The sequence below is a fragment of the Pseudomonas sp. SH10-3B genome (assembly GCF_019891415.1).
In the GTDB taxonomy this organism is placed as follows: Bacteria; Pseudomonadota; Gammaproteobacteria; order Pseudomonadales; family Pseudomonadaceae; genus Aquipseudomonas.
In genome coordinates this window covers 1-11,968 of the sequence record NZ_JAFLXD010000020.1, presented here as the reverse complement: position 1 = coordinate 11,968, position 11,968 = coordinate 1, and the positions used below count along the sequence as shown (strand labels likewise).

Annotated in this window: 9 protein-coding genes; 7 read left to right on the top strand and 2 right to left on the bottom strand. The window is 61.5% G+C overall.

All coding sequences use genetic code 11. The features are described from left to right. Positions 1–333: 333 nt before the first annotated feature. Positions 334–1,629 carry a glycine-betaine demethylase subunit GbcA gene (gene gbcA / locus J1G35_RS16255; protein WP_053130970.1) on the bottom strand — a complete coding sequence of 432 codons (1,296 nt, stop codon included), beginning with the start codon at positions 1,627–1,629 and terminating at the stop codon, positions 334–336. A 283-nt stretch (positions 1,630–1,912) separates the two neighbouring features. On the opposite strand from gbcA, the gene gbcB reads away from it, so the two are divergent. Then, the gene (gene gbcB, locus J1G35_RS16250) at positions 1,913–3,013 is read left to right on the top strand and encodes a glycine-betaine demethylase subunit GbcB (RefSeq protein WP_053130972.1); all 1,101 of its coding nucleotides are present in this window, start codon (positions 1,913–1,915) and stop codon (positions 3,011–3,013) included. An 86-nt stretch (positions 3,014–3,099) separates the two neighbouring features. Here the strand turns inward: gbcB and J1G35_RS16245 are convergent, their stop codons facing one another. Further along, positions 3,100–4,140: a low specificity L-threonine aldolase gene (locus J1G35_RS16245; protein ID WP_053130974.1), complete on the bottom strand. Its 1,041-nt coding sequence runs from the start codon at positions 4,138–4,140 to the stop codon at positions 3,100–3,102. A gap of 90 nt (positions 4,141–4,230) precedes the next feature. Here J1G35_RS16245 and J1G35_RS16240 point away from each other — a divergent pair, with 90 nt between their 5' ends. The 6 genes from J1G35_RS16240 (at position 4,231) to soxG (ending at position 11,755) form a co-directional block, all read left to right on the top strand. Further along, positions 4,231–4,959 (top strand): TraX family protein, encoded by a 729-nt coding sequence (locus J1G35_RS16240; protein ID WP_223015443.1) that lies wholly within the window; start codon positions 4,231–4,233, stop codon positions 4,957–4,959. Positions 4,960–5,134: 175 nt separating this feature from the next. After that, on the top strand, positions 5,135–6,388 hold the full coding sequence (gene glyA, locus J1G35_RS16235; protein ID WP_223015442.1) for a serine hydroxymethyltransferase: 1,254 nt from the start codon (positions 5,135–5,137) through the stop codon (positions 6,386–6,388). Between the two features lie 22 nt (positions 6,389–6,410). Next, on the top strand, positions 6,411–7,661 hold the full coding sequence (locus tag J1G35_RS16230; protein WP_010207084.1) for a sarcosine oxidase subunit beta: 1,251 nt from the start codon (positions 6,411–6,413) through the stop codon (positions 7,659–7,661). A gap of 15 nt (positions 7,662–7,676) precedes the next feature. Continuing rightward, positions 7,677–7,979, top strand: a complete 303-nt coding sequence (locus tag J1G35_RS16225; protein ID WP_003194855.1) for a sarcosine oxidase subunit delta — start codon at positions 7,677–7,679, stop codon at positions 7,977–7,979. Then, complete coding sequence (locus J1G35_RS16220) at positions 7,976–10,993, top strand: sarcosine oxidase subunit alpha (protein ID WP_053130979.1); 3,018 nt, start codon at positions 7,976–7,978, stop codon at positions 10,991–10,993. Before J1G35_RS16225 ends, J1G35_RS16220 begins: the two co-directional genes overlap by 4 nt. Positions 10,994–11,122: 129 nt before the next feature. After that, positions 11,123–11,755 (top strand): sarcosine oxidase subunit gamma family protein, encoded by a 633-nt coding sequence (gene soxG, locus J1G35_RS16215; protein WP_223015441.1) that lies wholly within the window; start codon positions 11,123–11,125, stop codon positions 11,753–11,755. Positions 11,756–11,968 lie beyond the last annotated feature (213 nt).

Here is an 11,968-nt window from a genome sequence, read left to right as displayed (position 1 = left end):
TTCTTCAATTAATTTTGCTTGGACAGTGGAGTTGCCCACAATTGCTGTGGGTGGCTTTGTGGATAAGTTGTTGGGTAAAGGCTGGAGGGCAGGCTGGCAGTGGTCTGCGAGAGAGTTGATCAAATATTAAGCAGTGTGAGGTTCAAATGTGGGAGGGGGCCCTAATGCCGGTCGCGTACATCGCTTCTTGTAGGAGCGAGCTTGCTCGCGAAAAACGTCAACGATAACGCGTGCTTCCTGAATGAACGCGGCGCTTGTGAGTTTTTCGCGAGCAAGCTCGCTCCTACAAAAAGCCTTAAGCCCCCTCCCACAGTTTTGAGCTGTGGGTATCGGTTATTCGTGTGCAGCCACGCCTTTGAGGTAAGGCGCCGGCGCTGCGCCGAGGTTGTTCAGCATGCGTTCGCTGTACCAGTCCACGAAGTTCACCACGCCGAACTCATAGGTCTTGGAGTACGGGCCAGGCTGGTAGGCGGTGGAGTTGATGCCACGCTGGTTCTCTTCGGCCAGGCGACGGTCCTGGTCGTTGGTGGCGTCCCAGACCTGGCGCATGCGCTCCACGTCGTAGTCCACGCCTTCCACGGCGTCCTTGTGCACGATCCACTTGGTGGTGACCATGGTTTCCTGGGCGCTGATCGGCCACACGGTGAACACGATGATGTGGTCGCCCATGCAGTGGTTCCACGAATGCGGCAGATGCAGGATGCGCATCGAGCCCAGGTCGGGGTTCTTGATCCGGCCCATCAGCTTGGCGCAGCCCTGCTTGCCGTCCAGGGTCATCGACACGGTGCCCTTGAGCAGCGGCATGCGCACGATACGGTTACGCAGGCCGAAGCTGGCGTGGGCGTAAGGGATCTTCTCGGCGTCCCAAGCGGCTGCGGAGGCTGCCACGTGGTCTTTAAAGGCCTGGTCGGCGCGTGGGTCGGTGACGTCGTCCCATTCCAGCAGGGTTTTTAACAGCTCGGGGTGCGATGCGTTGCAGTGGTAGCACTCGCGGTTGTTTTCCAGCACCAGCTTCCAGTTGGCTTTTTCGAACAAGGTGGTCTGGATCGCCACCTTGGTGTTTTCCATGTCGTAGGGTTCCATGTAGTGGTTCAACGTCGACAGGAAGTCATCGATGGCCGGCGGGTTCTCGGCCAGGCTGATGAAGATGTAGCCGCCGGCGGTCTTCACGTTCACCGGTTTGAGGCCGTACTGCTTCATGTCGAAGTCGGCACCCATCTCGGTGCCCGCGAACAGCAGGCGCCCGTCCAGCTCGTAGGTCCACTGGTGGTAGTGACACACGAGCTTGGCGACCTTGCCCTTGTCGCTGGTGCACAAGCGCGAGCCACGGTGGCGGCACACGTTATGGAACGCATGCACCACGCCTTCGGCACCACGGATCACGATGATCGGGTTCTTGCCCACTTGCAGGGTCAGGTAGTTGCCCTTGGTGGGGATCTCGCAGGTCATGCCGGCGATCAACCACTCTTTCTGGAAGATCTCCTGCATGTCGATATCAAACAGCCGCTCATCAGAGTAGAACGGCTGCGGCAGCGAAAAGGTGCGCTCGCGCTCTTGCAGCATCTGCGCGGTGGCCTTGCGTGCGGGTTCCAGCGGATCGCCCAAGCTTAAGGTTGCGGTGACGTCCATCGTGTGTGTCCTCATGGCCATTCTGTGTGGCCGGCGAATAGTGGCTACGGTTGTTGCAGTGCAAGGCGTAAAGAAAGCGTAGTTGTTGGGAGTGAGTGTGGGGCTGCTGATGCACGGAACCTTATCCATGAGCGACATGGCCCACTCTGTTCCCGACGCGCAACCCCCGTGGTATGGGGGCTGGTCGCGATAAGTATGTGAATGTCGCAGATAGGTAAATGGGTGGTTCTCGCGTTACGCAGAATCGCCACCATAAGGCCGAGCCTCGGCGGTGGAGAACAGCATGTCCAGTAACTTCCTGAATCCGGTAACCACCCAGACCTGGGCCAATGGTCGGCACATTGTCCGTTGCGTCAAAGTCATCCAGGAAACCTGGGACGTGCGCACCTTCTGCTTTATGGCCGACCAGCCGATCCTGTTCTTTTTCAAGCCGGGGCAGTTCGTCACCCTGGAGCTGGAGATCGAGGGTCAGCCGATCATGCGCTCGTACACCATTTCCAGTTCGCCGTCGGTGCCCTACAGCTTCTCGGTGACCATCAAGCGTGTGCCGGGCGGCAAGGTCTCGAACTGGCTGCACGACACGCTGCACGAAGGGCAGGAATTGGCGGTGCACGGGCCGGTCGGGCTGTTCAATGCCATCGACTTCCCGAGCCCGAAAGTCTTGTACCTCAGTGGCGGCGTCGGTATCACGCCAGTGATGTCCATGGCCCGCTGGTTCTACGACACTAACGCCAACGTCGACATGACGTTTATCCACAGCGCCCGTTCGCCCAAGGACATCATCTACCACCGCGAGCTGGAGCATATGGCGTCGCGGATCGACAACTTCAGCCTGCACCTGATCTGCGAGAAGCATGGTCTGGGCGAGCCTTGGGCCGGCTATCGCGGCTACTTGAATCACAAGATGCTCGAACTGATGGTGCCGGACTTCCTTGAACGCGAAGTGTTCTGCTGCGGCCCTACGCCGTATATGAACGCGGTGAAACGCCTGCTGGAAGTCGCTGGTTTCGAGATGTCGCGCTACCACGAGGAATCCTTCGGCGCCACGCCACCGGAAGCCCGTGCCGACGCGGTGGAGCAGGCCGAACAAGCGGCGGATGCGCCGGAGATCGACCTGGCAGATCTGCATCAGGTGGAGTTCATCGCATCGGGCAAGAGCATCCGTGTGGCCCCTGGCGAAACCGTCCACGCGGCGGCCGCCAAGCTTGGGCTGTTGATCCCGAAAGCCTGTGGCATGGGGATTTGCGGAACCTGCAAGGTGATGAAGCTGGGCGGGGAGGTCGAGATGGACCACAACGGCGGGATTACCGAGGAAGACGAAGCCGAAGGCTACATCCTGTCGTGCTGCAGTGTGCCGAAGGGGGATGTGCGCATCGAGTTCTGATTGCTCGAGCAGGCACAGCACAATCCAAATGTGGGAGGGGGCAAGTCCCCTCCCACATTTGTTTTATGTACATCAGTAAGTCATTGTCAGGCGCCCATGACTTCGCGGATGTCTGCGGCCAATTCTCTTACTCGCTCTTCGTCGGTATCCCACGCGCACATGAACCGCGCACCACCTTTGCCGATGAAGGTGTAGAAGCGCCAGCCCTTGGCGGTCAATGCGGCAATCGCCGGTTCCGACAGTTGCAGGAACACGCCGTTGGCCTGCACCGGGAACATCAACTCCACACCCGGAATATCCGCCACCAGGCTGCTGAGCAATTGTGCACAGTGGTTGGCGTGGCGCGCATGTTTGAGCCAGGCGTCGTTTTCCAGCAGGCCCACCCACGGGGCGGAGAGGAAGCGCATTTTCGAGGCCAGTTGGCCGGCCTGTTTGCAGCGGTAGTCGAAGTCCTCGGCCAGCTTGTGGTTGAAGAACAGGATCGCTTCACCCACGGCCATGCCGTTCTTGGTGCCGCCAAAGCACAACACGTCCACCCCGGCTTTCCAGGTCAGGTCGGCCGGCGAGCAGTCGAGGAACGCACAGGCGTTGGAGAAACGTGCGCCGTCCATGTGCAGGTTCAGCCCCAGCTCCTTGCAGGTGGCGCTGATCGCACGGATTTCTTCCGGGGTGTACACGCTGCCGACTTCGGTGGCTTGGGTCAGGGTCACTACGCGGGGTTTGGGGTAGTGAATGTCCTGGCGCTTGAGGGCGATCTCGCGGATCGATTCCGGGGTCAGCTTGCCGTTCTCGGTGCGCGCGGTGAGCAGCTTGGAGCCGTTGGAGAAAAACTCCGGCGCGCCGCATTCGTCGGTCTCGACGTGGGCGGTTTCCGAGCAAATCACGCTATGGTAGCTCTGGCACAAGGAGGACAGCGCCAGGGAGTTGGCGGCCGTACCGTTGAAGGCGAAGAACACTTCGCAGTCGGTTTCGAACAGGTTGCGGAAACCGTCGGCGGCGCGGTGGGTCCATTCATCATCACCGTAGGCGCGTTGATGACCCTGGTTGGCTTGTTCCATGGCGGCCCAGGCTTCCGGGCAAATACCCGAATAGTTGTCACTGGCGAATTGTTGGCTCTTGTCGGTCATGGCCCATTCCTGTGGTCGATGTTGGTGCGCACTGTAACCAAGAACGTCGGGCGTACGCACGCACTGTAAATGCAAAGTCACTGGGGAATTATGCACGGTTCTGAAACCCTACCTGTCGGACGCGTCCGTGATGGCGCTTTGGATTTGCTCAAGTGGCTGGCGCTGCTGAGCATGGTGCTCGACCACCTGCGTTATGTCGGCCTGAGCCTCGATGGTCTCTATGTACCGGGGCGCCTGGCGTTCCCGTGGTTTTGCCTGGCGATTGCGGCGAACCTGCACCGGGCCAGAGACCTGGCGGTGAGCGGCCAGTGGCGCTACTTGGGCTGGCTGTTGCTGTTCAGCGCGATCAGCGAGGTGCCGTATCGGTTGTTTATCGAGGATGCCGATACGTTGAACGTGCTGCCCACCTTGGCATTGGGTCTGCTGGTTGCCCGAGGATGGCAGCAGAAGGCGCTTATTGATCGAGGATTGGCGTTGATCGCCGTCACGATAGCCGCCTTGTTCTCATCCCACTTAATGTTCGGTTTCTTTGGTGTATTGCTGCCACTGGCGATGCTGCTGGTGTTTCGTCGGCCTTGGTATTTCAGTGTGTTGCCAGGATGGGTCTGCGTGGCCGCCAACCAATGGCAGGTCCTGCTCAATAGCGGCACGCCGGTGGCGTTGTTGGGGTTGGCTGCATGCCTGATTGCGCCATTGGCGGGCTTGGTCTTATTGCGACATGCCCACAGCACCTCGCCGCCAGCAATGCGCCGCTGGGCCTACACCCTTTATCCGCTGCACTTCCTCCTGCTGCTACTCCTGCGCCACATCATCGCCTGACACACCGCTATCGGGAGCAAGCCCCCTCCCACATTTGTTCGGTGTTGTTCCGGCAATGTCGTAAACGCACCTTTGCGTGGCGTCCGTAGGCATTTGGCCTGTCTGCGCCAGCCCTACCATCGCATCAAAGGGCCCTGCACGGGCCTCAACAATACGAAAGGCTGGGAGAGACGCGATGTTCAGCAAACAAGACCAGATCCAAGGGTATGACGACGCACTGCTGGCGGCCATGAATGCCGAGGAGCAGCGTCAGGAAGATCATATCGAGCTGATCGCGTCGGAGAACTACACCAGCAAGCGTGTGATGGAAGCTCAGGGCAGCGGCCTCACCAACAAATACGCCGAAGGCTACCCGGGCAAGCGCTATTACGGCGGCTGCGAGCACGTGGACAAGGTCGAGGCCCTGGCCATTGAGCGTGCCAAGCAGCTGTTCGGTGCCGATTACGCCAACGTGCAACCACACTCCGGTTCTTCCGCCAACAGCGCGGTGTACCTGGCCCTGTTGAACGCCGGCGACACCATCCTCGGCATGAGCCTGGCCCATGGCGGTCACCTGACCCACGGCGCCAAGGTGTCGTCCTCGGGCAAGCTGTACAACGCGGTGCAATACGGCATCAACACCGACACCGGCCTGATCGACTACGACGAAGTCGAGCGCCTGGCCGTGGAGCACAAGCCGAAGATGGTCGTGGCGGGTTTCTCCGCGTACTCCAAGACCCTGGATTTCCCACGCTTTCGCGCGATTGCCGACAAGGTCGGTGCGCTGCTGTTCGTCGACATGGCCCACGTCGCCGGCCTGGTCGCCGCAGGCCTGTACCCGAACCCGCTGCCGTACGCCGATGTGGTCACCACCACCACCCACAAGACCCTGCGCGGCCCACGTGGCGGTTTGATCCTGGCCAAGGCCAACGAAGAAATTGAAAAGAAACTCAACGCCGCCGTATTCCCTGGCGCCCAGGGCGGCCCGCTGATGCATGTGATCGCCGGCAAGGCCGTGTGCTTCAAGGAAGCCCAGGAGCCAGGCTTCAAGGTCTACCAGCAGCAGGTGATCGACAACGCCCAGGCCATGGCCAGCGTGTTTATCAAACGCGGCTACGATGTAGTGTCCGGCGGCACCGATAACCACCTGTTCCTGGTCAGCCTGATCCGTCAGGGCCTCACCGGCAAAGAGGCGGATGCCGCCCTCGGTCGCGCCCACATTACCGTCAACAAGAACGCCGTGCCGAATGATCCGCAGTCCCCGTTTGTGACTTCGGGCCTGCGCATCGGCACCCCGGCGGTGACCACGCGCGGTTTCAAAGTGCCGCAATGCGTCGAGCTGGCCGGTTGGATCTGCGACATCCTCGACAACCTCGGCGACGCCGACGTCGAGGCCAACGTGGCCAAGCACGTGTCTGCCCTGTGCGCTGATTTCCCGGTTTATCGCTGAGCGCGGTTTTGGAGTAATGACTATGCAACGCTACTCGGGCTTCGGCCTCTTCAAGCACTCCCTCAGCCACCACGAAAACTGGCAGAAGATGTGGCGCACGCCGACCCCTAAGAAGGTCTACGACGTGGTCATCGTCGGCGGCGGCGGGCATGGTCTGGCAACCGCCTACTACCTGGCCAAAGAGCACGGCATCACCAACGTGGCCGTGGTCGAGAAAGGCTGGTTGGGCGGCGGTAACACCGCGCGCAACACCACCATCGTGCGTTCCAACTACCTCTGGGACGAGTCGGCGCACCTGTACGAACACGCGATGAAACTGTGGGAAGGCCTGTCCCAGGACCTCAACTACAACGTGATGTTCTCCCAGCGTGGCGTCTACAACCTGTGCCACACCCTGCAGGACATCCGTGATTCCGAGCGTCGCGTCAGCGCCAACCGCCTCAACGGCGTGGATGGTGAACTGCTCAACGCCAAGCAAGTGGCCGACGAGATTCCGTACCTGGACTGCTCGAAAAACACCCGCTACCCGGTACTCGGTGCCACCGTGCAACGGCGCGGCGGCGTGGCCCGTCACGATGCCGTGGCCTGGGGCTTTGCCCGTGCCGCCGACGCACTCGGCGTGGACTTGATCCAGCAGACCGAAGTGATCGGTTTCCGCAAGGAAAACGGCGTGTGCATCGGTGTGGAAACCAACAAGGGTTTTATCGGTGCCAAGCGCGTCGGTGTGGTGACCGCGGGTAACTCCGGGCACATGGCTTCGCTCGCCGGTTTCCGCCTGCCGATCGAATCCCACCCGCTGCAAGCGTTGGTGTCGGAGCCGATCAAGCCGATTATCGACAGCGTGATCATGTCCAACGCCGTGCACGGTTACATCAGCCAGTCCGACAAGGGCGACCTGGTGATCGGCGCCGGTATCGACGGCTACAACGGCTATGGCCAGCGCGGCTCGTACCCGGTGATCGAACACACCATCCAGGCCATCGTCGAGATGTTCCCGGTGCTGTCGCGGGTGCGCATGAACCGTCAGTGGGGCGGCATCGTCGACACCACGCCGGACGCCTGCCCGATCATCTCCAAGACCCCGGTGCCGAACATGTTCTTCAACTGCGGTTGGGGTACCGGTGGCTTCAAGGCCACCCCAGGCTCAGGCAACGTGTTTGCTGCCAGCCTCGCCAAGGGTGAAATGCACCCGTTGGCGGCACCTTTCTCCATCGACCGTTTCCACAACGGTGCGTTGATCGACGAACACGGCGCTGCGGCCGTCGCCCACTAACAGGAGAAATTCCCTATGTTGCATATCTTCTGTCCTCACTGTGGCGAACTGCGCTCCGAAGAGGAATTCCACGCGTCCGGCCAAGCGCACATCCCGCGCCCGCTGGACCCGAATGCCTGCACCGACGAGCAGTGGGGCGACTACATGTTCTTCCGCGATAACCCGCGCGGCCTGCACCACGAACTGTGGATTCACGCCGCCGGTTGCCGCCAGTATTTCAACGCGACCCGCGACACCGTGACCTACGAAATTCTTGAAACCTACAAGATCGGTGAGAAGCCTCAGTTCACCGCCAAGGCCTCTGGAGAGAAGGTATGAGCCAGATCAATCGCCTGTCCAACGGTGGCCGCATCGACCGTAACAAAGTCCTGACCTTCAGCTTCAACGGCCAGAGCTACAAAGGCTTCGAGGGCGACACCCTGGCCGCAGCCCTGCTGGCCAACGGCGTCGACATCATCGGCCGCAGCTTCAAGTACTCGCGCCCACGGGGCATCTTTGCCGCCGGCGCCGAAGAGCCGAACGCGGTGCTGCAGATCGGCGCTACCGAAGCCACCCAGATTCCCAACGTGCGCGCCACGCAACAGGCGCTGTACCAAGGTTTGGTCGCCACCAGCACCAACGGCTGGCCGAGCGTCAACAACGACATGATGGGCATCCTCGGCAAGGTCGGCGGCAAGCTGATGCCGCCGGGTTTCTACTACAAAACCTTCATGTACCCGCAATCGTTCTGGATGACCTACGAGAAGTACATCCGTAAGGCCGCAGGCCTGGGTCGCTCGCCGACCGAGAACGACCCGGACACCTACGACAACTTCAACCGTCACTGCGACGTGCTGGTGGTCGGCGCAGGCCCTGCCGGCCTCGCTGCGGCACTGGCGGCGGCGCGCAGCGGTGCCCGCGTTATCCTTGCCGATGAGCAGGAAGAGTTTGGCGGGTCCTTGCTTGATTCCCGCGAAAGCCTCGACGGCAAGCCGGCCACTGAATGGGTCGCGAGTGTCATCGCCGAACTGAAATCCCTGCCGGACGTGGTGCTGCTGCCCCGCGCTACCGTCAACGGCTACCACGACCATAACTTCCTGACCATTCACGAGCGTCTCACCGATCACCTGGGCGACCGTGCGCCGATTGGCGTGGTGCGTCAGCGTATCCACCGTGTGCGTGCCAAGCGTGTGGTCCTGGCGACCGGTGCTTGCGAGCGTCCGCTGGTGTACGGCAACAACGATGTGCCGGGCAATATGCTTGCCGGTGCGGTGTCCACCTACGTGCGCCGCTACGGTGTGGCGCCGGGCAAGAAACTGGTGCTGTCGACCAACAACGACCACGCTTACCGCGTGGCGCTGGACTGGCTCGATGCCGGCCTGCAAGTCGTGGCGGTGGCCGATGTGCGCCACAACCCACGCGGTGCATTGGTTGAAGAAGCCCGCGCCAAAGGTATTCGTATCCTCACCGGCAGCGCCGTGATCGAGGCTCGTGGCACCAAGCGCGTGACCGCTGCGCGTATCGCCGCGATCGACGTCAAGGCGCATAAAGTCACCAGCCCTGGCGAGTGGCTGGACTGCGACCTGGTGGCCAGTTCCGGCGGCTACAGCCCGGTGGTCCACTTGGCCTCGCACCTGGGCGGCAAGCCGACCTGGCGTGAAGATATCCTCGGTTTTGTACCGGGCGAAGCCCCGCAGAAACGTGTGTGTGTCGGTGGTATCAACGGTGTCTACAGCCTCGGTGATTCCCTGGCGGATGGTTTTGAAGGCGGCGTACGCGCGGCCAGCGACGCCGGTTTTGCCCCGGTGGAAGGTACGCTGCCAAAAGCCTTGAGCCGTCTGGAAGAGCCGACCCTGGCGCTGTTCCAAGTGCCTCACGAGAAAGCGACCGCACGGGCGCCGAAGCAATTTGTCGACCTGCAAAACGACGTCACCGCCGCCGCCATCGAACTCGCCACCCGCGAAGGTTTCGAGTCGGTGGAACACGTCAAACGCTACACCGCACTGGGGTTCGGCACCGACCAGGGCAAGCTCGGTAACGTCAACGGCCTGGCGATTGCCGCGCGCTCGCTGAACGTGACCATCCCGCAGATGGGCACCACCATGTTCCGCCCCAACTACACGCCGGTAACCTTCGGTGCGGTAGCGGGCCGGCACTGTGGGCACATCTTCGAGCCGGTGCGCTACACCGCGCTGCAAGCCTGGCACGTGAAAAACGGCGCCGAGTTCGAGGACGTCGGTCAGTGGAAACGCCCGTGGTACTTCCCGCGCAACGGCGAAGACCTGCATGCTGCGGTGAAACGCGAATGCCTGGCCGTGCGCGATAGCGTCGGCCTGCTGGATGCGTCCACCCTTGGCAAGATCGACATCCAGGGCCCGGATGCCCGTGAGTTCCTCAACCGAATCTACACCAACGCCTGGACCAAGCTCGATGTGGGCAAGGCGCGCTACGGCCTGATGTGCAAGGAAGACGGCATGGTCTTCGACGACGGCGTCACCGCCTGCCTCGCCGACAACCACTTCCTGATGACCACCACCACCGGCGGCGCCGCCCGGGTGCTGCAGTGGCTGGAAATCTACCAACAGACCGAATGGCCGGACCTCAAGGTGTACTTCACCTCGGTCACCGACCATTGGGCGACCATGACCCTGTCCGGTCCCAACAGCCGCAAGCTGCTGGCCGAAGTCACCGACATCGACCTGGACAAGGACGGCTTCCCGTTCATGACCTGGAAAGAAGGCCTGGTGGGCGGTGTACCGGCGCGGGTGTTCCGTATCTCGTTTACCGGTGAGCTGTCGTACGAAGTCAACGTGCAGGCCGACTACGCCATGGGCGTGCTGGAACAGATCGTCGCGGCCGGTAAGAAGTACAACCTGACCCCGTACGGCACCGAGACCATGCACGTACTGCGGGCCGAGAAGGGCTTCATCATCGTCGGCCAGGACACCGACGGCTCGATGACCCCGGACGACCTGAACATGGGCTGGTGCGTAGGCCGCACCAAACCATTCTCGTGGATCGGCTGGCGCGGCATGAACCGGGAAGACTGCGTGCGTGAAGAGCGCAAGCAACTGGTGGGCTTGAAGCCGATCGACCCGACTGTGTGGCTGCCGGAAGGCGCGCAACTGGTGTTCGATCCGAAGCAGACCATTCCGATGAAGATGGTCGGTCACGTCACCTCAAGCTACGCGCATAACTCCCTGGGCTATTCGTTTGCCATGGGCGTGGTGAAGGGCGGCTTGAAGCGCATCGGCGAACGAGTGTTCTCGCCCCAGGCGGATGGCAGCGTGATCGAAGCGGAGATTGTGTCTTCGGTGTTCTTTGATCCTAAGGGTGATCGGCAGAACATCTGATAGACCGCGGCGCGGCCATCGGGAGCAAGCCCCCTCCCACATTTTGATGTGTGAATACTTTCAAATGTGGGAGGGGGCTTGCTCCCGATGAGGCCAGAACAGTCACCCCAGAATTCAAACAGGTGCTTTATGACAGCAGCCAATGTTTACCAACAACGCCCCACCTCCGGCGCCAAGGCCGAGTCGTCGCTGCACCATGCCGACCTCGCCAGCCTGGTCGGCAAGGGCCGCAAGAACGCCGGCGTGACCGTGCGCGAAAAGAAATTGCTTGGTCATCTCACGATCCGTGGCGACGGCCATGACGCGGCCTTCGCCGCCGGCGTGCACAAGGCCCTGGGCATCGAACTGCCCGGCGCCCTGCAGGTCATCGTCAAAGGCGAAACCAGCCTGCAATGGCTCGGCCCGGATGAGTGGTTGCTGATCGTGCCAGGCGGTGAGGAATTCGCCGCCGAACAAAACCTGCGCGCCGCCCTGGGTGACCTGCATATCCAGGTCGTCAACGTCAGCGGCGGTCAGCAGATCCTCGAACTCAGCGGCCCGAATGTGCGCGATGTGCTGATGAAGTCCACCAGCTATGACGTACACCCCAACAACTTCCCGGTGGGCAAGGCGGTGGGCACGGTGTTCGCCAAGTCGCAGCTGGTGATCCGCCACACCGCTGAAGACACCTGGGAGCTGCTGATTCGCCGCAGCTTCTCGGATTACTGGTGGTTGTGGTTGCAGGACGCCTCGGCCGAATTCGGCCTGAGCGTTCAAGCCTGATCGAGTGGGCGCTTTTGTGGCGAGGGGGCTTGCCCCCCGTTGGAGCGCGCAGCGGTCCCAATAAGGTCAGCTCATTTTTTCTGCAATAACCGAGTGGCGGGTTTTGAAGCTGCTTCGCAGCTCAACGGGGGACAAGCCCCCTCGCCACAAGGGCCTGAGGATTCCAGTATGAGCCGCGCACCCGATACATGGATTTTGACCGCCGACTGCCCC